This window comes from Corynebacterium riegelii (assembly GCF_016728505.1).
GTDB lineage: Bacteria > Actinomycetota > Actinomycetes > Mycobacteriales > Mycobacteriaceae > Corynebacterium > Corynebacterium riegelii.
On sequence record NZ_CP068159.1, the window covers coordinates 457,590 to 480,147 of the forward strand.

The 22,558-nt window shown below is 61.5% G+C and carries 23 protein-coding genes; 8 read left to right on the plus strand and 15 right to left on the minus strand.

Translation table 11 applies throughout. From position 1 onward, the window contains the following. The first annotated feature begins 1 nt into the window (after position 1). Together I6I71_RS02070 and I6I71_RS02075 are read left to right on the plus strand one after the other, a co-directional pair. Positions 2 to 1,213 (plus strand): acetyl-CoA C-acetyltransferase, encoded by a 1,212-nt coding sequence (locus I6I71_RS02070; protein WP_236587348.1) that lies wholly within the window; start codon positions 2 to 4, stop codon positions 1,211 to 1,213. Positions 1,214 to 1,223: 10 nt separating this feature from the next. Then, positions 1,224 to 1,505, plus strand: coding sequence for a hypothetical protein (locus I6I71_RS02075; RefSeq protein WP_201821919.1), 282 nt, complete (start codon positions 1,224 to 1,226; stop codon positions 1,503 to 1,505). Here I6I71_RS02075 and I6I71_RS02080 read toward each other — a convergent pair. Then, complete coding sequence (locus tag I6I71_RS02080) at positions 1,502 to 3,103, minus strand: cation:proton antiporter (RefSeq protein WP_201821921.1); 1,602 nt, start codon at positions 3,101 to 3,103, stop codon at positions 1,502 to 1,504. The two genes, I6I71_RS02075 and I6I71_RS02080, sit on opposite strands and share 4 nt — an antisense overlap. Positions 3,104 to 3,286: 183 nt before the next feature. Between I6I71_RS02080 and I6I71_RS02085 the strand changes: the two genes are divergently transcribed. Then, a complete protein-coding gene (locus I6I71_RS02085; RefSeq protein WP_201821929.1) occupies positions 3,287 to 3,673 on the plus strand; it encodes a CBS domain-containing protein in 387 nt (128 codons plus the stop codon). Positions 3,674 to 3,752: 79 nt separating this feature from the next. Here I6I71_RS02085 and I6I71_RS02090 read toward each other — a convergent pair whose 3' ends face one another. Continuing rightward, a complete protein-coding gene (locus tag I6I71_RS02090) occupies positions 3,753 to 4,652 on the minus strand; it encodes an EamA family transporter (protein WP_236587349.1) in 900 nt (299 codons plus the stop codon). Between the two features lie 283 nt (positions 4,653 to 4,935). Between I6I71_RS02090 and I6I71_RS02095 the strand changes: the two genes are divergently transcribed. Beyond that, positions 4,936 to 5,889 (plus strand): iron-siderophore ABC transporter substrate-binding protein, encoded by a 954-nt coding sequence (locus I6I71_RS02095; protein ID WP_236587350.1) that lies wholly within the window; start codon positions 4,936 to 4,938, stop codon positions 5,887 to 5,889. Positions 5,890 to 5,909: 20 nt separating this feature from the next. Here the strand turns inward: I6I71_RS02095 and I6I71_RS02100 are convergent, their stop codons facing one another. The 6 genes from I6I71_RS02100 to glf all read right to left on the minus strand — a co-directional run bounded on the left by I6I71_RS02100 (position 5,910) and on the right by glf (position 11,166). Further along, positions 5,910 to 6,680 (minus strand): ABC transporter ATP-binding protein, encoded by a 771-nt coding sequence (locus I6I71_RS02100; RefSeq protein WP_201821931.1) that lies wholly within the window; start codon positions 6,678 to 6,680, stop codon positions 5,910 to 5,912. Continuing rightward, entirely contained in the window at positions 6,677 to 7,672 is a 996-nt protein-coding gene (locus tag I6I71_RS02105) for a FecCD family ABC transporter permease (RefSeq protein ID WP_201821934.1), read from the minus strand. The genes I6I71_RS02100 and I6I71_RS02105 overlap by 4 nt, the downstream gene beginning before the upstream one ends. Further along, complete coding sequence (locus I6I71_RS02110; RefSeq protein WP_236587351.1) at positions 7,672 to 8,694, minus strand: FecCD family ABC transporter permease; 1,023 nt, start codon at positions 8,692 to 8,694, stop codon at positions 7,672 to 7,674. Before I6I71_RS02110 ends, I6I71_RS02105 begins: the two co-directional genes overlap by 1 nt. Before the next feature lie 12 nt (positions 8,695 to 8,706). Continuing rightward, complete coding sequence (locus I6I71_RS02115) at positions 8,707 to 9,609, minus strand: siderophore-interacting protein (RefSeq protein WP_201821935.1); 903 nt, start codon at positions 9,607 to 9,609, stop codon at positions 8,707 to 8,709. Between the two features lie 105 nt (positions 9,610 to 9,714). Beyond that, entirely contained in the window at positions 9,715 to 9,963 is a 249-nt protein-coding gene (locus I6I71_RS02120; RefSeq protein ID WP_083278932.1) for a hypothetical protein, read from the minus strand. A gap of 9 nt (positions 9,964 to 9,972) precedes the next feature. Further along, complete coding sequence (gene glf / locus I6I71_RS02125; protein WP_052205812.1) at positions 9,973 to 11,166, minus strand: UDP-galactopyranose mutase; 1,194 nt, start codon at positions 11,164 to 11,166, stop codon at positions 9,973 to 9,975. Positions 11,167 to 11,300: 134 nt separating this feature from the next. On the opposite strand from glf, the gene I6I71_RS02130 reads away from it, so the two are divergent. Further along, on the plus strand, positions 11,301 to 13,097 hold the full coding sequence (locus I6I71_RS02130) for an N-acetylmuramoyl-L-alanine amidase (protein ID WP_236587352.1): 1,797 nt from the start codon (positions 11,301 to 11,303) through the stop codon (positions 13,095 to 13,097). 43 nt (positions 13,098 to 13,140) lie between these two features. On the opposite strand, the gene glpK is transcribed toward I6I71_RS02130, so the two are convergent. The 5 genes from glpK to serS all read right to left on the minus strand — a co-directional run bounded on the left by glpK (position 13,141) and on the right by serS (position 18,680). After that, complete coding sequence (gene glpK, locus I6I71_RS02135) at positions 13,141 to 14,583, minus strand: glycerol kinase GlpK (RefSeq protein WP_201821937.1); 1,443 nt, start codon at positions 14,581 to 14,583, stop codon at positions 13,141 to 13,143. 9 nt (positions 14,584 to 14,592) lie between these two features. After that, positions 14,593 to 15,204 carry a hypothetical protein gene (locus tag I6I71_RS02140; protein WP_145989947.1) on the minus strand — a complete coding sequence of 204 codons (612 nt, stop codon included), beginning with the start codon at positions 15,202 to 15,204 and terminating at the stop codon, positions 14,593 to 14,595. A gap of 613 nt (positions 15,205 to 15,817) precedes the next feature. Then, complete coding sequence (locus I6I71_RS02145; protein ID WP_201821939.1) at positions 15,818 to 16,618, minus strand: HAD family hydrolase; 801 nt, start codon at positions 16,616 to 16,618, stop codon at positions 15,818 to 15,820. After that, the gene (locus tag I6I71_RS02150; protein ID WP_236587353.1) at positions 16,615 to 17,427 is read right to left on the minus strand and encodes a lysophospholipid acyltransferase family protein; all 813 of its coding nucleotides are present in this window, start codon (positions 17,425 to 17,427) and stop codon (positions 16,615 to 16,617) included. Before I6I71_RS02150 ends, I6I71_RS02145 begins: the two co-directional genes overlap by 4 nt. Continuing rightward, complete coding sequence (gene serS, locus I6I71_RS02155) at positions 17,427 to 18,680, minus strand: serine--tRNA ligase (RefSeq protein ID WP_201821941.1); 1,254 nt, start codon at positions 18,678 to 18,680, stop codon at positions 17,427 to 17,429. Before serS ends, I6I71_RS02150 begins: the two co-directional genes overlap by 1 nt. Before the next feature lie 40 nt (positions 18,681 to 18,720). Here serS and I6I71_RS02160 point away from each other — a divergent pair, with 40 nt between their 5' ends. Continuing rightward, positions 18,721 to 19,707: a septum formation family protein gene (locus I6I71_RS02160; protein ID WP_201821943.1), complete on the plus strand. Its 987-nt coding sequence runs from the start codon at positions 18,721 to 18,723 to the stop codon at positions 19,705 to 19,707. A 20-nt stretch (positions 19,708 to 19,727) separates the two neighbouring features. Continuing rightward, positions 19,728 to 20,075, plus strand: coding sequence for a metallopeptidase family protein (locus I6I71_RS02165; RefSeq protein WP_201823193.1), 348 nt, complete (start codon positions 19,728 to 19,730; stop codon positions 20,073 to 20,075). Here I6I71_RS02165 and I6I71_RS02170 read toward each other — a convergent pair. Both I6I71_RS02170 and pheA read right to left on the minus strand, forming a co-directional pair. Then, the gene (locus I6I71_RS02170) at positions 20,054 to 20,680 is read right to left on the minus strand and encodes a histidine phosphatase family protein (protein WP_201821945.1); all 627 of its coding nucleotides are present in this window, start codon (positions 20,678 to 20,680) and stop codon (positions 20,054 to 20,056) included. The genes I6I71_RS02165 and I6I71_RS02170 overlap by 22 nt on opposite strands. Continuing rightward, entirely contained in the window at positions 20,674 to 21,495 is an 822-nt protein-coding gene (gene pheA, locus I6I71_RS02175) for a prephenate dehydratase (RefSeq protein WP_201821947.1), read from the minus strand. The genes I6I71_RS02170 and pheA overlap by 7 nt, the downstream gene beginning before the upstream one ends. A 43-nt stretch (positions 21,496 to 21,538) precedes the next feature. Between pheA and I6I71_RS02180 the strand changes: the two genes are divergently transcribed. Beyond that, the gene (locus tag I6I71_RS02180) at positions 21,539 to 22,255 is read left to right on the plus strand and encodes a CPBP family intramembrane glutamic endopeptidase (protein WP_201821948.1); all 717 of its coding nucleotides are present in this window, start codon (positions 21,539 to 21,541) and stop codon (positions 22,253 to 22,255) included. Positions 22,256 to 22,558 lie beyond the last annotated feature (303 nt).

The window sequence follows — 22,558 nt, forward strand, 5'->3', positions numbered from 1 at the left end:
CATGTCTGACATTGTGATCTGCAACCCGAAGCGCACCGCTGTGGGCCGCTACGGCGGCGCATTCGTAGGCGTCCCGGTGCAGGAGTTGGCCTCCACCGTGGTCAAGGCAGTGATCGAAGAAGCCGGTATCTCCGGTGCCGATATTGATGACATTATCTTTGGCCAAGCATCCCCCAACGGCGCTGCACCCGCACTGGGCCGCATCGTTGCGCTGGACGCCGAGCTGGGTATTGAGGTGCCGGGCATGCAGCTGGACCGCCGTTGCGGCTCCGGCCTGCAGGCGATTACCACCGCGGCTGCGCACATCGCATCTGGTGCGGCAGACCTGATCATTGCCGGTGGTGCTGAGTCCATGTCGAACACTGAGTACACCGTTGACGGCAAGATCCGTTGGGGCGCCAAGGGCGGCTCGATGGAGCTAACGGACCGCCTGCAGGAAGGTCGCGAAAAGGCCGGCGGTAAGCACCACCCAATCGCCGGCGGCATGATCGAAACCGCTGAGAACCTGCGCAAGGAGTACACGATCACTCGTGAGCGCCAAGACAAGGTTGCTGCGGAATCCCACCGTCGTGCAGCAGCAGCCCAGGAGGCTGGTGACTTTGACGCTGAGATCGTGCCGGTGTCCGTCCCGCAGCGCAAGGGCGACCCGATCATTGTGGACAAGGATGAACACATCCGCCCTAACACCACCGTGGAGTCCCTGGCCAAGCTGCCTCCGGTAATGGGCAAGAAGATTGAGAGCGCCACTGTGACCGCTGGCAACGCCTCCGGCCAGAACGACGGCGCGGCAGCCATGATCGTGACCACGCGCGAAAAGGCCGAGGAGCTTGGCTTGACCCCGGTAGCGGTGCTGCGCGGCTGGGCTGTCGCAGGCGTGGCACCTGAGACCATGGGCATCGGCCCTGTTGCCGCAACCAAGAAGGTCTTCGACCGCGAGGGCCTGACGTTTGATGACATTGATCTCATCGAGCTCAACGAGGCCTTCGCCGCCCAGGCGCTGGCCGTGCTGGACGCATGGGGCATTTCCGAAGATGACCCCCGCGTCAACCCGGTCGGCTCCGGCATCTCCCTTGGCCACCCGGTTGGCGCCACCGGTGCCCGCATGCTGGTCACCGCAGCGCACCGCATGCAGCGCACTGACGCCAAGCGTGCTCTGATCACAATGTGCATCGGCGGCGGGCAGGGCTTGGCCGCGGTGATTGAAAAGGCGTAATCTCGCCACCATGCAGAATTCTGGGAGGGACTACGCCATCGGCGTCGCGTTGATCGTGCTGTGCGCTGCGGCGGTTGTGTTTTTGAGTGGCTCCACCGCCGTGTTCACCGCGATCGCCGGCGCTATCGGCGGTGCGCTGTTCATCATCAAAGGTGTGCAGGCCAGCAACCAGGCCGGCGACCAGCCTGACATTCAGCCCGGCATTCAGCCCGGCGGCTACGACCCGCTAAGCACCGACATTCCGGATTCCGGCGTGGATTGGGACGCCGAGTACAAGCGCAACTGGGGCTAGCGCTGCTCGCGCTCCATTTTGATGACCTGGCTGGGGCACGCCAGCACGCTTCGCTTCGTACCAAGGATCACGCGATCCAGATCCGCTTGGACCGCATCAACATCTGCCGGGTCGTACCGGCGCTCCCTGCGTGCCTTGTGCAGCTCACGACTTGCGGCTTTGAGCGCAACTCTCTGCATCTCAAGGGCACTTTCGCGGGCACGCTCAAAGGTGGCCATGCGCTCGTCGGTGGTCTCAGAATCCAGCAGGCGTTTGTCCGCGATGGATTCCAGCCAGTCCTGCACCATGGCGTAAGCCTCCGGCGCGTGCTCCTGCCCGTGCTCACGCACTGCCCGGCGCGCCGCGGCGTAGGCCCGTTGGTTCAGCTCCTCGTACACCCGGTCTGCATCGGGCGCTTTTCGCAGGTCAAGCCTTCCGACGAGCCACGGCAACAGCAAGCCGGGTACCACCATCGTGCACGTCAATACTGTCAACGCGATAACTGAAAGCTCGTGGTGGTACTCGGTGGCTGAGGGCGGAATAGCCAGCACCAGCGCCAGGGTGACCAAGCCGCGCATGCCGGACCACGCCATCAGCAGTACTTCCTGTAGTCGAAGCGGGGCAATGCGGGTGCGCCCTTTGCGTTGATTGAGTTTGTACAGCACCCACATCCAAACCAGCCGCACTGCAAACGCAACGATGGAGAGCACCACGCCAACCTGCACGGCGGCCCAGATGGACGTACCTGCGTCATCAATAGCGTCGCGAACACTCATGCCGATCAGGCCGAAGGCAACACCGGTGAACAGCAATTCCACAGTGGCCCAGAAGGAGTGACCGGTCAGGCGATCCTCCGCGGTCATGGTGGAGCGGGATGACAATTCCACCGCTGCAATCACAATCGCAATCACGCCTGAAGCGTGGATTGCTTCGCACCCTGCGTAGATGGCAAACGGCAGCACCCAGGTAAACGCCGTACGGATCACCGAATCGGGAACGGAGTTAGCAAACAGGGCAGCTAGTCTGCCCACGATCAAGCCCACCACCACGGCAACCGCCGCGGCGTAGAGGAACTCAAAGAAGCCTTTGGTGAAGTCCACCTCGCCATGCGCAACCACTGCGGCCATGGCCATGTTGAAGGTGACGATGGAGGCGGCGTCATTAAACAAGCCCTCCGTCTGCAGCGTTCCGGTAATACGTTTCGGGATACCGGCGGGACCTGCGACCGCTTCCACGGCCACCGGGTCTGGCGGGGCGATCGCTGCAGCGATCACCATTGCAGCGGCCAGGCTCAGTCCCGGCAGGATCCACATCGCCGTAGCGGTCAGTGCCGCGATGGTGAGGAACACCAAGATCACGCTCATGGTCAGCACCACATTCAGCTGTGAGGCGATCTGGCCCCAACTCGTGCGCCTCGCCAGCGACCACAACAAGGGCGGCAGGAAGATCGGCAAGATCAGGTGCGGGGGAATAGACACCGTGTCAATGCCCGGGATGAAAATAAACGGCACCACGACAATGGTCAGGAGCGCTGGCCAGGGGATGCCGGTGCGCTCACCAATCGCAGCAACGAAAACGGTGGCTAGCAGCAGCCCGATCAGCGCGATAAATGTTCCCACACCGGAATATTTTAGAACCCGCGTTGACACAATAAGCTATAGTCTTTGCTCGGCCTGGAATACGAGACATGTTGTGTGCCCCCGGTTTGCCGGGAAGAGCTGCACGTAAATCTGATTACGCCACCGAAGCCTGTTGGCGGTGTTCGCGTTGGCGCCGTCAAGAGCCATGGCCCAAGACACACTATGGCTGATCACCGTGCTGTACATGCCGACAATTCTGGGCTCGGCGCAGTCCTGTTCGTGCTCGCCGCAATCGCCACGGTACTGGGGTGGACGGGAACTCGCGCGAAAACCACTACCGAGCCAAGCCCACAGGAGGCCGTCTACTCCCTGTCACCAAACGACACAATCCGCCAGGCGCTGCACATGTTCGTAGACAAGCGGATTTCTGGCGCGCCGCTGCTTAGCGACGACCGCACGCTGGCCGGTTTCGTCTCAGACGGCGACGTACTCGACGTTTGTGCCGGTCGCTGGGTAGCTCAACCGGCCGGAGCCGGAGAGTTGTTGGAGAGTTGTTTGAAACAACTCCAAACAACTCTGAAACAACTTCACCTCAAAACACCCCAGTAAATGCACTATTTTCGCAGTTCACCATAGTTGTTTGGAGTTGTTCAGAGTTGTTTATTACTCACCGCTTTACTCTCGCAACTCACGCCGCCCGCGATTCCTGAGCCCCGCGCCACGTGATCACCGCACCGGCGGCTGCGATCAGAACAATGCCTGTAACCATGGACCAGGTCAGGTGGTCGCCGGAAAACGCCCAGCCCAAGATCGCGCCAATCACCGGATCTAGGGCAAAGAGCGTACCGACGACCGCCGCCGAGACAATCCCCGCCGCAATGGTGTCCATCACATACGGAATCACCGCACCGATGAACCCGGAGATGACGATGGTGACCCACACGGGGGCGTCGATAAGCGGAACTGCTCGAACTGAGAAAGGAGCAAGGATCAGCGCGGCAACAACCACAGACAAGGCAAGGTCCGACATGCTGCCGTTTTCGGTGCTCCCCATACGCTCGGCGAACACCGTGTAACCAGCGAAGAAACAGGCGCCGACCACAGCAAAGCCAACACCGAGCGGATCCAGATCATTCGATGGATTCGCAATCAACGCCACACCCACGAACGCGGCGATGGCCCACAAGCGGGAGCGCCACATCTTCAGCCCCAGGAAAGACACAACGCAGGGGCCGAGGAAATCGATGGTGACGGCAACGCCTAGGGGCAGGCGGGCGATAGCCGCATAAATCATCACGCTCATCATGCCCATGGTCACGCCGTAGACCGCGATGTTGATCGCCCGGGCGCGGGTCATGCCGCTCAGCTTCGGACGGAACAACAACACCATGATCACGGCCGCGGCCGTCATGCGCAGGCCGGACACACCCGGCGCGCCAATAGGCTCGAGCAGGTCTCTTACCAAAACGGCAGCGGCCTGCGTGCCTAGCGAGCCGATCACAACCATCAAAACAGGAGCCGCTGGCAGGGCAAGAAACGCGTTCATGCCCTGGCGGCTCATGCGGAATTGATTACGTTCACGCGCCACGCGCGCCAGATTAGTGCAAACGGGGTGGCAGTGAGCTCCTAGTGGCCGCGCGGCTGGTCGATCGGCTTGCCGTCCTCAAAGTAGGCACGTACGTGGTTATCAAACACAGACAGCGCTGCGCTAACAGTCATCCCACCGCTCGTACCCAACGACTCGATGTGTGTTGCTCCCGTTCCAAGCACGTAGAAGGAGATTGCTCACGAGCTGAGGCATACCGTAGAATGCTTTCGTTAGGCTAGGCAGCCCTAACTTGAGTTTCTTTTTACCTACGAAAGGCGTAATCTTGGCACTCTTTGGCTCTCGTCCCTTCAAGGCAGCCGCAGCCACTCTCACCGCGGCGTTCATGCTTGCCAGCTGCTCCAGCGGCGCAGGCGCCCCGACAGCTGCTCCAGAAGCTTCCGATGCCAACGGGGCAGACGAGCGCATCGTCACAATAGGCCTCGGCGACGTCGATACGATCCTTGCCCTGGGCGAACAACCGGTCGGTTACGCCACCTGGGAACAGGAAGGTTCGGGCGATCCCTCCGGACTTGGGCCGTGGGCCAAGGACAAGCTCACTGTCGAGCCAAACCCAATCCGTGGTACCACCACCGAATTCAGCACCGACACTGCCGAACAAGTGGCTTCGCTGAACCCGACAAAGATTATCGCGGTCAACAGCGGTCTCGAAGCAGACAAGAAGGCGCTGCTCGAGCAGATCGCACCGACGACTTTCCACTCGGATGAGTACCCGGATTGGCAAGTACCTTGGGATGTACAGATCAAGGAAATCTCCAAAGCGTTGAATAAGGAAGACGAAGGCGAAAAACTCATCGCCGATTCCGAGCAGGCTTTCAAAGACTTCCGCGAAGCGCACCCAGAATTGCAGGGCAAAACAGCAGTAATCGGCATGCCCTACGACGGGAAGCTCGGCGTGTACACCTCAGGCGATGGCCGCGGTGCTTTCATCGAAAAGCTTGGTTTCAAGATCCCAGAGAAGTTCAACGGCGATGGCTCCAGCTTCTTCCTCGATTGGTCCCCCGAGAACTACGCTGACTTCAATGACGTGGACTACCTCTTCGTGTTGGACTACTACGGCGCGATCGATGCGCTGAAGAACAACGAGGCTTTCATGGATCTTGATGTCAACAAGCGTGGCGGGGTCTACTGGCTAGACACCGATACTGCCAACGCAATGAGCATGCCAAACCCCCTCACGATCCCGTACGCAATCGAGCAGATCAAGAAACAGCTCTAGGCATTTCAGGGGGCGGGTGCCTACCGGGGGACGACCAGTGGGCCGCCGCTCACTGGGTCTGACGCCACGACCGCGGGGAGATCAAAAACGCGGCTCAGCAAAGACTCCGTGACCACCTCGGCAGGCGCACCGACCGCACGAACCTCGCCGCGCTGCATCACGATCAGCTGATCTGAGTAGCGTGCCGCGAGGTTCAAATCATGCAACACCATAAGCACAGTTCGCCCCTCCTGATCAGCGAGGCGACGTACGAGCGACAAGACCTCGACGGAGTGGGACAAGTCGAGGTATGTCGTTGGCTCGTCCAAAAACACAAGCGGAGTGTCCTGCGCTAAGACCATCGCGATCCAGGCGCGCTGGCGCTGTCCGCCAGAAAGCCGCTCGAGCGGACGATCTGCAAACTCCGCAATATTGGTCAGCTCCATCACTGCATCGACCGCACGCGCGTCCTCAGCAGAGGCTTGCCTTAGCCAGGACTGGTGCGGGTGGCGTCCGCGGCTCACCAGATCGCGGACCGTCAGCCCCTCGGGGGCAACAGGTGTCTGTGGCAGTACTGCAAGCTGGCGCGCAATCTCGCGGCGCTTCAGTTTCGCCGTGTCCACGCCGTTCAGTGTGACCGTGCCGCGATCGCATGCAATAAGCCCAGCGGCAGCTCGCAACAGCGTTGACTTGCCGCAACCATTCGGACCGATGAGTGTGGTGACGCCGCCTTGAGGCACGTCGAGATCAATGCCATCAACGATGACGGTAGCGCCATAACTCACCTTGAGATTTCGAACTTGAAGCATCATACGGACACCTTTCGTGTTGCGCGCAGCAGCGTGTAGAGCAGTACTGTGCCACCAATCGCGGTTGTGGCTATCCCCACCGGCAGGTTCCCGGGCACCAAGATGCGTACCGCTACGTCAGCGCCGGACACGATCGCCGCGCCAGCGAGCATTGCTGTTCCTAAAGGCGGCGTCGCTGCTTGCGTGATCTTGCGTCCGATCTGTGGCGCAACAAACGCCACGAATGCTATCGGACCAGAGGCTGCGACAGCCATCGATGCCAGTACTACAGCCATGAGCATGAGGATGAGTTGCATATGCCGGGGCTCCACCCCGAGGCCAGCAGCCGTATCCTCGCCTAAAGAGAGCGCCTGAAGGTTGAAGGCTGCCCACCGCAAGAGTGGAATAACAACTGCCAGAGCAATAAGCACAGCGAGGGCATCGCGCCAGTTCGAAGAACCCACCGAACCGGTGATCCACGCCTGCGCTTTGCCCACATCGCGATAGTCGGCGCGAACGAGCAGGAACGAGTTGTAGGCCATCGCTAACGCGTTGATGATGATCCCGGCGAAGACAAGCTGGAAAGACCCGAGCCCCGCGCCACGGCTCAGCCACCAGATTGCCGCGGACACCACTAATCCACCGAGAAACGCACTGAGCGGGACCCCCAGTACATGCAGCAGCATTCCGGAGCTTCCACCAGCAAGTAACGCAGTCAATGCGAAAGCGGAGGCACCCGAGGTGACGCCCAAGATGTCTGGGCTTGCCAAAGGATTCCTCGTGATGGTCTGGAAGATCGCCCCCGCAAAACCCAGCGCAGCTCCTACTCCCAAAGCTGTCACTACCCGCGGCAGACGCCACTCAAGAATCACCGTACGAGCCAATTCCGTGGTTTGGCCCATGAGCGCAGAAACAATATCCCGGACCGTAAGCTCGAAGTCTCCGACCATGACACCCCCAAGGGCCGCGGCGAGAGCCAACACCGCAAGGACACCATTCGTCACGAAAACCCGCATCACAGTTTCGCCCCTTTCCGCAAGATGTACAGGGCGAATGGGGCGCCAACGAAGGCGAGCGTGATGCCCACCTGCAATTCGCCGGGCCGTGCGATGATGCGTCCGATAACGTCGGCAAGCAACAGCAGCGAGGCCCCAGCCAGCGCGGAACACGGCAGCACCCAGCGGTAATCTGGCCCCGTAACGGCGCGCACGAGGTGCGGAACGACCAGGCCGACGAACCCGATCGGGCCCGCGCCAGCCACCGCGGCACCAGTGAGCAATGCAACCACGATGATGCCCACGGCCCGCGCGATGTTCACTCTCACGCCAAGTGCACTGGCCACGTCGTCTCCCAAGTTCAGGAGGTTCACCTGATGTGCCGTGCCAAAGGCGAGCACAAGCCCGAGGAGTATCACCGGGGCAAGCACCGCGACCACTTGCATGTCGCGCCCAGCTATAGCGCCCGCTGTCCAAAACCGCATCTCATTGAGGCTTTGCGTATTCGTCAGCACAATGCCGCTAGTAAGCGCACTACAAACCGCACCCAGCGCAGAACCTCCGAGCACGACCATGATCGGCGTAGATCCCAGGCTCCTCATACTGAGCACGAACACGAGCGCCACCGCAAGTATTGCACCGAGGAATCCCACCCCAACAGTGCCCAATACTGACATTGAGCCGTGAAAGGAAATGGCTGCTGCCACTGCAAGAGCCGCGCCGGGACCGACGCCCAGCAGGTTTGTGTCCGCAAGCGGATTTCTGGTGTGACCCTGCAGCAGCGCGCCCGCCGTACCCAACGCTGCCCCCACCAACAGGCCGAGCAGGGTGCGCGGAACTCGAAGTTGCGCGATGATCTTCGCCTCGTCGCTGGACGCCTCAAGTCGTTCGGATCCTCCTGGGAATGCCAGCACGATTCCATCACGAACCGCGCTCAGCGTTGCCCCGAATCCCATTTCGCGCGCCCCGAACAACAAAGACAGCAGTGCTGCACACACGGTAGAAGCCGCAAGGAAAACAACAAACCCTACGTGTCTATTCACGCTGTACCCCCGTTAACGCCAGTACCCCATGAACGACACGTGGTGGCGAGGTACACCCACCTCGCTCACCAGCAGTCGCCGCATCGCTTTCACGGCCGTATTCTTCCCTGCGATCCAGTAATAGGTATGCCCTGCAGCATCCAAAGCGGAAGCTATGGATTCACCACTGCTGGAGTACGTGGGTGTCTCCCAGACCTCGTCATGCGAGACTTCATCTACGAGATCAGGTTTCCCAGCTCCCATAGGTACAGCAGCGCTGCGGGAATCAACCTCGTCTTTCAGTTGCGTAAGAAGCAAGTCCCCGTAATCGACGTCATCGTGTTCGCGGAAGTGCCAGCGGACGTCGACCTGTGCAGGGGCGTCGATGGGCAAGTGGTTGCCGGCCGGTACCTCAATGTCAGCAGACCCGGCGAGGCCCTCGGGCCAATCTTCCAAAATGCGGGCTATTGCGGGAAGCGCGGTTTCGTCACCATAGAGGCAGGCCCTTGCTGCAGACCCCGGATTGAATTCGATGCCAACCCCGGAGTCATCATCGCGAGTTGGTCCAATTATCAGGAGCTGCTGCCCAGGTTGCGCGTCTTGCGCCCACGCCGAGGCTGGACCGGGATTGTCATTGTGCAGAACAAAGTCCACATCCACTTCATCCGGGCCATCGGCATACCGCCGGAGCTTTCGAATCGAGTAGGTACGGAGGTGCCCGCGCGTGTGCTCCGGCATCGCACGCCACGCGTCCCACCACCCTTCCTCCGGGAGGCTCAGCACTCCACTGGCGGGCGGGATCAGCAGTTTGATACGCAAATCCCTGATGGGTACGGCAGGCCCCATAGCGTCGATCCCGGTGAACGTCACCCGTTGGAAGTTCGGTGCGACGCGTTCACTGCGGACGACGGTTGCAAGGAAAGGCCTGAAACTCACGCCGCAAACTATATAGGGTTGCCTAGCCTAAGGAAAATGTTGAGGTACGTAGTCCCCTAACGTAGTCCCCTAACGCCCGCGTAGCTGGAGTCGGCCAGGATGCGGCTACACCTCGCCGGGGAACTCGACCGTCGTGCCGTCGATCACATTGGACGGCACACCAATCTTGCCGGTGGCGCGGACGTCGGCGAACCCGTCGAGTGAATCGCGCAGGGTGAGGAAGCGTTTGAGGTTGCGCAGGTCGGTGACGTCGAGAAGTTCGGCGTCACCGAACACCTGCGGATCTGCCTTGAACCGCGCGATGACATCCGTGCAGTCAGGACAGTCGGGGTGGACGAAAATCTCAATGCTCACTCGTTGCTCCTAGTGGCCGCGCGGCTGGTCGATCGGCTTGCCGTCCTCAAAGTAGGCACGTACATGGTTATCAAACACAGACAGCGCTGCGCCGATGGCCATGTGCATGTCCAGGTACTGGTAGGTGCCAAGACGTCCACCGAACAGCACCTTGTTTTCGCGGGACTCGGCTGCGGCGAGGCGTCGATAAGCCTCCAGCTTCGAGCGGTCTTCCGGGGTGTTGATTGGGTAGTACACCTCATCGTCGCCCTCAGCGAAGCGGGAGTATTCCTTCACAATGACGGTCTTGTCGGCAGGATAACTATCCTGCCGCTCCGGATGGAAGTGGCGGAACTCGTGGATGCGGGTGTACGGCACGTCCGCGTCGTTGTAGTTCATCACAGAGGTGCCCTGGAAGTCGCCGGTGTCCAGTACTTCCTGCTCGAAGTCGAGGGTGCGCCAGCCGAGGTGGCCTTCGGCGTAGTCAAAGTAGCGGTCCAGCGGGCCGGTGTAGACGACCGGGGCGTCGGGAGATTCGGCGCGGATGGCGTCGCGGACGTCGAACCAGTCGGTGTCTAGGCGGACGTCGATAAGCTCGTGTGCAGCCATCTTCTCCAGCCAGGCGGCGTAGCCGTCCACCGGCAGGCCTTCGTACTTGTCGTTGAAGTAGCGGTTGTTAAACGTGTAGCGAACCGGTAGGCGGGAGATGATCTCCGGCGGCAGGTCAGTCGGGTCTGTCTGCCACTGCTTTGCGGTGTAGTGCTTCACAAAAGCGTCGTAAAGCGGCTTACCAATCAGCGCAATGCCGCGCTCCTCCAGGTTGGTTGCGGCCGCCGGGTCGAGGCCTTCGCGCTGCTGTTCAATCAGTTCGCGAGCCTCGTCCGGCGAGTAGTACTTGCCAAAGAACTGGTTGATCAGACCCAGGCCCATGGGGAATTGGTAGGCGGTGCCGTCGTGCATGGCAAACACGCGGTGCTGGTAGTCGGTGAACTCGGTGAAGCGGTTGACGTACTCCCACACGCGCTCGTTCGAGGTATGGAACAGGTGCGCACCGTATTTGTGCACCTCAATGCCGGTTTCTGGTTCCTTTTCGCTGTATGCGTTTCCGCCGATGTGGTTGCGCTTTTCCACCACCAGCACACGTTTGCCCAGCTCGCTCGCGGCCTGCTCCGCCACGGTCAGGCCGAAAAACCCGGATCCAACAACAATGAGGTCATATGTCATAGGTGCCATTTTCGCACAGTTGCTTTTCGACGCCACGCTTCACGACACGCCGCAAAGTCTCAAGGTTCACGTGAAGGTTGAGGTTGCGGTAGCCTGCAATTAACTATTGTCACATCAGCCACAGGAGTGAAACCGTGCAACATCGTCGACAGTGGGCCAACCCCATGTTCGCCGTCCTTTTGGCGGTGGCCATGGTCGCCTCCGCTGCATTTGGTGGCCAACACATTCTGCAAGTACAAAACGTCGCGCCGGCAGCCACTGGCGTCTACGCAGACGAAGCCAGCTTTGACACCGGCGCAAACATCACGGTTGATGACGCCGCGGTGCGCACCCAATCCGGTGAGGAAGACACCGTCCGCCGCGTAGTCAAAGAGTTCACGCGCGAGCGCGAGTTCTCGGTTGTTGCGCTGACCTGGAAGGGCCCACGCGACATCGTCGCTTACGTGCGCTCCCAGCGTGCCGACGGCTCCTGGAGCCCCTGGTTCGAAATGGACCCCGACGACTCCCCCACCGGTGTGGAAACCAGCGGCACCGAACCGATCTTCGTTGAGCGCACCAAGCGCATCCAGGTTTCCACCGGCAACGTGGACCTGCTCGAAGACGGCCGCGCCGCCTCCGAAGCACCGACCACGGCCCGGGACATCCAAGCCGTGTTCCTTGACGGCGGCGTGGACGAAAACGTGATCACCCCGGCCGCGGATTCCTACTCCCGCGCCATGCCGAAGGTAATCACCCGCGCACAGTGGGGCGCAACAAGCAGGAACACCCCGTACTACTCCGAGCCCGTCAAGGCCGTGACCGTGCACCACACCGCAGGTTCCAACAACTACTCCCGCGCTGAGTCCGCCGGCATTGTCCGCTCCATCGAGCACTACCACGCGCACGTCCGTGGCTGGGGCGACATCGGCTACAACGCGCTGGTAGACAAGTACGGCAACATCTACGAAGGCCGCGCCGGCGGCCTGGACCGCGCAGTCCAAGGCGCACACGTGGGCGGCTTCAACACCAACACCTGGGGCGTGTCCATGATGGGCGACTACTCCAAGACCGCACCCACCACCGCGTCCCTGCAGGCAATGGGTGAACTGATTGGTTGGAAGGCTGCCGTCGCAGGCTTCGACCCGATGGGCACCAGCTACCTGTCTGCAGACTTCAGCTTCGCAGGCGCCCGCTACGGCGCGGGCAAGGGCGCATACTTCCCCAATGTAAACGCCCACCGTGACTTCCACTTCAGCGACTGCCCGGGTGACAGGTTGTACAACAGACTGCCCGACATTCGTCGAGTAGCAAAGGTGAAATACACCGCAACCAAGGCGTCGCGCTCGTTCGTCAGCCCGGCCATCCCGAACAGGGACGGCACCAACACCACGGTGACCAGCCCGTCGAACGGCACTGGAACTAAGGTTGCCAACACACTGACCAAGCTTGCCGACGGCGACACCGCCACCATCGCAACCGTCGTAGGCACCATCGCCGGCGTGGCCCTGATCTACGCACTACAGAACGGCCAGCTGGGCGACCAGGTCAAAAACGTCGGCGGCACCGAGATCATCTCCGGCATCACCGTCCAGGACGTCACCCCCATGATTGGCCCAGCCCTTGAGATTGTTGGCAGCTCCGAAGCATCCACCGTGTGGAAGTCCTTCGAACCTGTCCTGGGCAAACTCGCGGGCACCGTATCCGGCGTTGGCGGCCAGCAGATGGCGCTCTACGCAAACGGCCTCGCCGTGAAGGACACCGACGGCGAGATCTACACCCTAGTCGGCCAGATCGCCAACGCCTGGCTGCAGCAAGGCCTCGACGCAGGCCCGCTGGGCATGCCGATCACGCCGCAGCGCAACGCCAACCACGATGAAATCCGCATGGACTTCCAGGGTGGCGCGATCGTCTACTCCATCTCCCAGCGCAACATCAACATCATCACGAACTAAACGCTGGTTCCAGGCGGCGGGTTACGCCTGGTCTACGCCTGGCCTACGCCTGGTTGTAGGAACGCAGCACGGCGTCCTCCCACTTCGCAATGAGCCGGTCCCGATCGGGGTCGGCCATTTCGTTTTGGAAGGTGGTGGGCGTGCCGAGGGTAAACGGGGCGTCGATAAGCGAAATGCCCATAGCAGCAGCCGAGGCTGCCCCCATCACTGTGGTTTCGATGTTGGCCGGGCGCACAACGTCAAAGCCGAGGATGTCCGCCTGCATCTGCATCAGCAGATCATTGCTGGTCATGCCGCCATCAACCTTCAGCTGGGTGGGCTCACCACCCATCGCGCGGACCACCTCAAGCGTTTGCAAACACGTTGCCTCAAGCGCCGCACGCGCAATGTGCCTGCGATCCACAAAACGCGTCAGACCAGTAATAATGCCCCTCGCATCCGGACGCCAACGCGGCGCAAACAACCCCGAAAACGCTGGCACAATAGTCACCCCGCCGCTATCCGGCACCTGGCCAGCCAACGTCTCCGTCTCCGCGGCGGTGCGAATAATGCCCAGCTGATCACGCAGCCACTGCACCAACGAACCGCCCACCGCAACCGACCCCTCAAGCGCATACACCGGCGGCTGGCCTGCAACCTGGTACGCCACCGTGGTTAACAGGCCAGTGTCGCTGATGTTGAGCTGCGTACCCGTATTGAGCACCATAAACAGCCCCGTGCCGTACGTCATCTTCGCACTGTTTTCCTCCAGGCACCCCTGCCCAAACAGCGCCGCCTGCTGATCTCCCAGCACCCCAGTAATCGGCGTGTTTGCTAACGGTCCCCTTGCGCGCACCGAGCCAATCTTGCCTATCGACGCCCCAATCTCCGGCAACACCCCCACCGGCACCCCAACCGCCTCACATAATTCCTCGTCCCAGTTAAGCGTCTGCAAATCCATCAGCAACGTACGGCTTGCATTGGTTACGTCTGTGACGTGCAACGCCCCGTCCGTAAGATTCCAGATCAGCCAGGTATCAATCGTGCCAACTAGGAGCTCGCCCCGCTCCGCCCGCTCGCGCGCATTGGGGACGTTGTCCAGGATCCACGCCCACTTCGGCCCCGCCGGATAGGAATTATGCAACAAGCCCGTCTTGCGCTGGTACGCATACGGATCCCCGTCATGGTTCGTCCTTGTGTCTTGCCACACAATCGCGTTATAAATCGGCTTGCCGGTGGCCTTCTCCCACACCACCGCCGTCTCCCGCTGATTAGTAATCCCCAGCGCTACAACATCACGCTCATCAATATCCTTGCTTGCCAAGGCCTCTACAATCGCCCGGCGAGTATTACGCCAAATCTCCTCCGGGTCATGCTCCACCCACCCCTGCCTGGGCAAATACTGCTTATGCTCAAACTGCGCTTGGGAGACAACCTGGCCGTGGTCATCCGTAATAAACACGCGCGTGGACGTCGTTCCCTGATCAATGGCAGCAACAAGCGGCATGATTGGAGATCATACTGCGAACATTGCCTCCATTTGCCTCGACCACTCCCGGAACCCAATATCCAGCCGCCCATCCATCGGCCTAACCCCCGGATACTGATTGAGCAAGGCCTGCAACTGCTGGATCATCCCTGGATTGAACACATCGTCCCAGCCCACGCGGAAAAACACGCCACCTTTGTTCTGCAGCTGTTTCTCCCTATGACGCTCACTGCGCAACGCGCTTAGCGCATCCCCCATCGCGCCGCTGGTCTTCTCCGCGCCGTCAGCTTCCACCACGATGAACTCATTGATAATGCAGTCCACCCACGCGGCTGTGATGCCACCCAGCTCATCAGCAATTTGATACCCCACCTGGAACTCAATGGTCTCCACTCCCGTCAGGCGGCCATGCTTGATCGCCCACAGCAGCGTGTCACGCACCAAGGTCTCGAGCACGCTTGCCGACGTCTCCCCCGCCCCCTCAATCAACCTCCTAAACGGTTTAATGCCTCTGGCCTGCGGCAATACTTCCGTTTTCTCCAGCAACGTCTCCACCGTGAGATGCGCGTGCTGCCACCTGGCAGACTCAATCTGCACCAACGCGTCCAACCTGCCGTAATAACGGAACGTGTCAAACATCGCCCGGACCCCGATTGTGCTTTTGACCCCCTTGACGGTGCAGGTCTCCGCGTCCCGGAGGATTCCACCGTGATAGACCTTGTCCCTGTATTTAGCTCCCCAGGTTCTCGAGTTCCCTGGCAGAACCAAGTCCACTTTCTCTACCCACTTGAGCGTTGAGAGTCCCATCCAGCGTGCTGCTGCCGGCCCCGTGATCACTGCTGTTTTACATTGCCCCGCCACTTTCGCAATCAGTGCGAGTTCGGCTTCTCTTTTCTTTGTGTAATCCCCCATGCGGTTATTTCTACCGCATCTTTGTGAGTTTCACACGCGCTTTTCATTATCTGCTAGGAGCGCGCGACGTTCCCCTAGCAGACAATGAAAACGCCCCTCCATTTCCGCTGGTCAAATATAGAGACTTTCGGCCTATTTTGCGTTGTATGCTAGTGCCGCACCTCCGCCCCTAGCAGACAAACGTTATGTCAAGTAGCCGGGCTGGGGCGGCGGGGGTTTGCGGCGGGGTTTGGGCCAGTGCAGGCTGAGGCCCAGGGGCCAAGCAGGGTGGAATCCAGGGCCAGGGCCAAGCAGGGCCGGAGTTAGGCAGGGCAGCGCAACCAGCGCAGGGCCCGGAAGGTTAGAACCAGCGCTCGAGGATTTTGGCCACGCCGTCGTTGTCGTTGGTGTCCGCAACTTCATCCGCGGCTGACGTGAGCACTGGCGAGGCGTTGCCCATGGCAATGCCTCGCCCGGCCCACGTCAGCATCTCCAGGTCATTAGGCATGTCGCCAAACGCGATCACATCTGCAGCGTCAACACCGTAGCGCTCTGCAAGAAGTGCAACGGAAGACGCTTTGTTCACGCCGGGGCATGAGACCTCAATGAGGCCTTCGTCCATGGAGTAGGTGACGTGGGCCTCGGCGGCGTTGACTACCGGGGCGATGCGCTCGAACATTTCGGCAGACGTTAAGTATCCGCAGCGTATGAGCAGTTTGGTGGCGGGTTGGGCGATGAGCTCGTCCACGTCGACTACGCCGAAGCGATCGTCCCACGCGTCGGGGTTGTACTCGCGTGTGATCAAGAATTCCTCGCCACGCCCGACACGCTCCACGCCAAATCCATGGATAACGTCCGACATGACGGGCGCCACTGCCTCGATGACCTCCGCCATTGTGCTGGAGGCCAGCTCGAAGGCATGCACGATCTCATCTCGCGCGGGGTCGAAGATCACTGCCCCGTTTGCACAGATTGAGACTGGGGCAAAAGGTAGCTGGTCTGTGATGGGGGGCAGCCAGCGGTGGGGGCGTCCCGTCGCTAAGCAAAAAAATGCTCCCGCTTCAACCGCTCTGGCAACGACGGCTCGCAGGCGCGGGGTGACGCGACCTGCGGAGTTGATGAATGTGCCGTCAATGTCGGAGGCGATCATGCGGGGTGTCACTTCTGCCTGCGCTCCTTCTCCGCGCGGTAGAGCTCCTCGGCCTCCTCGATCGTGGGGGCGGTGCCACCCATGGACTTCGGCAGCCACGGCTCCGCACCGAACGGGCCGTAACGCTCGGAGTATTCGGCCTGCGAAAGATCCAGAAGCTGCTGCATGCGGCGCTTCAGCTCGGCGGTGTCGGCTTCCGCGTCGCCGGTCAGGGGCACGGGCTCCCCATAACGAATGATCACCGGCACGCCCCGCAGCTGCTTCGGCAGGTCCTTGGTCCAAATGCGCTGCGAACCCCAGATCACGGTGGGGATCAGCGGCACGTCGGCCTCGCGCGCGATGCGCACCGCACCGGTCTTGAAATGCGCCAGCTCAAAGGACCGGGAGATCGTCGCCTCGGGGAAGATCCCCACCAGGTTGCCGTTGCGCAGGTTCTCCACAGCACTGCTAATGGACGCCGCACCCTTCGCACGATCCACCGGCACATGGTGCATCTTTCGCAAAATGCGGCCCAAAAGCGGAACCTCAAAGACGGACTTCTTGGCCATGAACCGCACGAGGCGGTTGCTGCGCACGTGCGGGCCAGTGCCCATGAGCGCGAAATCCATGTAGCCAGTGTGGTTGCCGGCCAGAAGCGCCCCGCCGGTTGCCGGGATGTTTTCAGCGCCAACCACCGTGACCTCAATGCGCATCAGCCCCAAGATGCGGCGGATGGCGGACACGGCGCCTTGGTAGAAACGCTCGGCCGCCTCATCGCTGTGAGCGCTGGCGTCGTTGAACAGGCGCGGAACCAAAAAGCCGCGGTATCGGCGCATATTCATCAGGGCTTCAGCACGTCCTTGCCCACCCACGGGCGCAGGGCTTCCGGAACCACTACGGAGCCGTCTGCTTGCTGGTGGTTTTCCAGGATGGCAACCAGCCAGCGCGTGGTGGCCAGGGTGCCGTTGAGGGTGGCGGCGATCTGCGTCTTGCCGTCCTCATCGCGGTAACGGGTGGCCAGGCGGCGGGCCTGGAACGTGGTGCAGTTGGAGGTGGACGTCAGCTCGCGGTACGTGCCCTGGGACGGCACCCATGCCTCAGTGTCAAACTTGCGCGCGGCGGAAGAGCCGAGGTCACCTGCGGCAACGTCGATGATGCGGTACGGCACCTCAACGGCTGCAAGCATCTCGCGCTCGAGGCGGAGCAGCTTCTGGTGCATCTCTTCAGCGTCTTCCGGCTTGCAGTAGGCAAACATTTCGAGTTTGTCGAACTGGTGGACGCGCAGAATGCCCTTGGTGTCCTTGCCGTAGGACCCGGCTTCACGGCGGAAGCAGGAGGACCAGCCGGCGTAGAGCAGCGGGCCGTCGGACAGGTCGATGATCTCGTCTTTGTGCAGGCCGGCAAGCGCAACCTCGGAGGTGCCAACCAGGTACATGTCATCGCGCTCGAGGTAGTAGATCTCCTCATCGTGCTCATCCAGGAACCCGGTGCCCTGCATGATGTCCGGGCGCACAAGCACCGGCGGGATCATCAGCTTGAAGCCGGCCTCGCGGGCTTTCTGGGCGGCCAGCATGAGCATGCCCAGCTGCATCCATGCGCCGTCACCCGTCAGGTAGTAGAAGCGTGCGCCACCGATCTTGGTGCCGCGCTTCATGTCAATGAGCCCAAGTGGCTCTGCAAGATCCAGGTGGTCCTTGACCTCAAAGTCAAACTCCGGGATTTCACCGACGTGCTCCAGCACGATGAAGTCCTCTTCACCACCGGCGGGCGCACCCTCGATGGGGTTGGGGATGGCGGTTTGCAAACGCGTCACCTCTGCGGCGGCTTCAGCCTCGCAGGCTTCTGCTTCCTTTACGCGTGCTTTGAGCTCGTTGGAGCCTTCCAGAAGCGCGGGGCGCTCTTCTGGGGAGGCCTGGCCAATCTTTTTGCCAAAGGCTTTCTGCTCACCGCGCAGCTCATCGGCGGCTTGGATGGCGGCTCTGCGTGCCTCGTCGGCTGCGAGCAGCTGGTCGACCAGGGCCGGGTCTTCACCGCGGGCTACCTGGGAGTTGCGGACGTGGTCCGGGTTTTCGCGCACTAGCTTGAGATCGATCACACCTTGCAACTCTACCGTTTTGCTCGTTTAATCTACTGCCATGGTTTCCTCTACTGCTTCCGGCAGCTCTTCTCGCACCGCTTTGAGGCGCGCTTTTACTATTGCGACGCTGGCGGGTGCGGTTGCTGCAGGCGCGTTTTCGTGGGAGAGCTCGAGCGTGCCAATGCCGGGTGAGCAGGCGAACCAGGCCATGTCTTTTACGTCCGCTGACGCTGGCTCCTGCTTGACGTGGGACGTTGCCGAGGACGGTTCGGTGGCCAACTTCCAACAGGCTGATTGCGCTGGTCCGCACCGTTTTGAGGTGGCGCTTCGGGAGGATTTGGGCACCTACCCTACCTCTGAGTTTGGCCCGGATGCGCCGATGCCAAGCACCACCCGCCAGGCGCAGTTGCGTGAGGAGCTCTGCGGCGCCGCTGCACTGCGTTACCTGGAGGGTCGTTTTGACCCGGCGGGGCGTTTCTCCGTCGCGCCGATCCTTCCACCTGCGAGTGCGTGGGCGCAGGGCGATCGCACCATGTTGTGCGGTTTGCAGGAGACGGACCGCGCGGGCGGGGTGGTGATGACCAGCGGAAAGGTGGCTGATCAGGACCAGGCGCGTGTGTTTTCCCCGGGCCAGTGCGTGGCGGTGGATGCGTCGAGTTCGCTGACTGCCGTTGATTGCGCGCAGCCGCACCAGGTGGAGGTGACGTCCACGGAGAACCTGGCAAATGTGTTCCCGGATCATACGCCAAGTGTTGAGGAGCAGGATCGCCACTTGGCGGATGTGTGTACCACGGCCGCGCAGGATTATTTGGGCGGTGAGGAGAACCTGTACCGCATCACCTTGCAGCCGTTCTGGACCACGCTGAACCCGATTTCCTGGGATGGCGGTTCGCGCAGCGTGAACTGTGCGCTGGTGTTTTCGCGCCCGGAGGGTGGTTTCGCTGAGCTGACTGGTTCAGCTACGCAGGGCAGGGAGCATTTGCTTATCGACGCCGCGCCGCCCGCCGAACGCCCCGACCGCCGACCCCTGCGCGAGGCGCAGTAGCACTTGCAGGCAAGCTGATGATGGAACCGGTAAGCCAGCAAGAGTTTGAGGAAATGATCAACGACGCGCTGGATACGATCCCCGAGGAGTTTGCCCGGCACATGACCAACATGGTGGTCTTGGCCAGGGATTTCAACGAGGACGAGCCAACCCTGCTGGGTTTGTTTGAGGGCGTGCCGCTAACGGAGCAGTACGCGAACCACACGGGCTTTTTGCCGGATGCGGTATTTGTGTACAAGGACGCGTTGGAGGCAATGTGCAATGATGCCGAAGAGCTACGCCATGAGGTGAAGGTGACCGTTTTACATGAGGTCGGCCACTACTTCGGGTTAGAGGAGCACGAGCTTCATGAGTTGGGGTGGGGGTAGTGGCCCCATTCCACAACGTCCCAGTCGCCGAAGGGGCGTGAGGGGTCGCCGGGGTTGAGAACGACCCACTGGCAGTTGTTCAGGTGGGATTGTTCGGCGTATTCGGCGCTGACTCCGCGTTCAAAAGCGGCGTTGGCGGCAAAGGCGCGGATCGCCCCGCCGTGGGAGACGGCAACCGTGGTTCCACCCAGTTCCAGGTAAGGCGCAAGACCTGCTTTGTAGCGGGTGAGGAAGGTATCTAGCGTGTCGCCACCCTCAATAGCGGCTTGGAGATTGCGCTGGTAGAAGCCCCGGAACGCAGTCAAGTACGCGGTATGCGCTTCGCGGGAGTTGAGCATCTCCCAACGCCCAGCGTTGACTTCCTGCAGGCCGGCAACCGCCGGGATCTCACCGAACGCTTCACCGAAGCCGAGGGCGGCGGTTTGGCGGGCTCGCAACGCTTCGGACGAGATCACGCGGGAGACGTTGAAACGTTCCATGATCGCCTGACCAGCCTCGCGGGCTTGGTTTTGGCCCAGTTCCGTCAGTGCGGCACCCGGCAGCTGGGTGTCTAGTTTGCGCTCAACGTTGGAAAACGTCTGTCCGTGTCGCAGCAGAATCAGCATCGCGGCCACGCTCCCAAAAAGCGCGACCACGTTGCGCGCTGCTCTACGGCGGCAACGGCGTCGGCCACTTCGGCATCCTCAATATGCCCGACCAGCTCCACGAAGAAGTTGTAGGTGTTAGCCACGGTGCGGGTTGGGCGCGACTCAATGCGCGACATGTCCACGCCGCGGGAAGCGAATTCCTGCAGCATTGCCACCAGCGTTCCTGGCTGGTTGGGCGTTTGGAAGACCAGAGAGGTGCGGTCGCGGCCAGTGCGCGCGGGAAGTGGTATGCCCTCGGGTCCGACGAGGACGAAGCGGGTGCGCGCGGTGTCCATGTCCGCCACGCCACGGGCGTGCACCTCCAGGTCAAACAAGTCGGCGGCACGCTCGGGGGCGGCGGCTACGTCAGCTTCCCCGTCCGCAACCATGCGCGCGGCCGCAGCATTGGACGTTGCCGGCACAAAGTGCACGCCCGGGAGGTGTTCGGCTACCCAAGAGCTCACTTGGCTGTGGGCGACGGGGTGGGTGGACAGCGTTGTGGCGTCGCTAAGCAAAAAGCCCTTGCGGGTCATGATGGCAAACGAGATAGCCAGCTCGGTTTCGCCGAGAATACGCACGCCGGGAGCAACAAGCGCGTCAGAGGTGCTGGTCACAGCGCCGTCGACGGAGTTTTCAATGGCAACAACGGCCCTGTCGGCAGCACCGGTGCGCACCGCATCCAGCGCGGCGGCGGGCGAATCCACCGGCACATACTGCGGGTCGGGTAGATCGAAGGCACGCGCGGCCTGCTCCGTGAAAGTACCCGCGGGGCCCAGATAGGCAATTGAGGTCATGCGCCTAAGCCTAACTGCAGTTCATGGGCGTTAGCATTGCCGCATGCGCCAGCGCGTAAAAGTGGAGATTCTCATTGTCCTTGCCGTCACCTTCGGCACCGCAGGGCTAAGGGCGGGGCTTCGGCTTATCGACGCCCTCCTCAACGCCCCCTTAAACCAACAAACCACCGTGCTTGTAGACGCCCAGTCGTCCATCACCTGGATGGACCTAGCGCTGCAGGTAACCTCCGCGCTGGTGTTGGTGTCGTGGGGCGCGCTCGCGTGGTACCTGCTGTGGGTTGATGATCCTGCACGGTTCCGCTGGCGCTGGCCCCGCTGGCGCGACTGGGGTTGGGGCGCGGGCTTGGCTGCGCTAATCGGGCTTCCTGGCCTGGCGTTTTATGTGACGGCGGTGCACTTGGGTTTGAGCAAAGTAGTCGTGCCCGCCACAGATGCGGTGCAGATCCCGACCTCACTTGTGTGGGCGTTTGCCAACGGTTTCGGCGAGGAAGTTGTGGTGGTGATGTACCTAATGACGCGCCTGGGCCACCTCGGCTGGCGGCCGTGGCAGATCATCGCCGCCTCGTCCGTACTGCGCGGCTCGTACCACCTCTACCAGGGGATTTCCGCAGGCTTGGGCAATATCGTGATGGGCGTGGTGTTCTGCGCGTGGTTTATCCGCACCGGCCGGGTGTGGCCGCTGATCATCGCCCATTTTCTTATCGACGCCACCGCCTTCTCCCTCTACCCCCTCCTCGATTTGAGCTGGCTCGGGATCTAGCCGCGTCTTCGGCGTCTCGCGTCGCCTCGCGTCTCGCGTCGCGTCTCGTGTCCCGCGTCCTCGCGCTCCCGGCCCGCGTCGCGTCGCGTCCCGCGTCGTCGATTCCCTGCCTCGCGCCACCGATTCCCTGCCCCGCGCCTCGCGCCCCAGCCCGCACCACCGATTCCCCGTGTCCCCGCACCCCCGATTCCCTGCCCCGCGCCTCGCGCCCCAGCCCGCACCACCGATTCCCCGTGTCCCCGCACCCTCAGCCCGCCCAAAAACACAAATATGCATATGCATATATGCATGAGTAATGGTCAG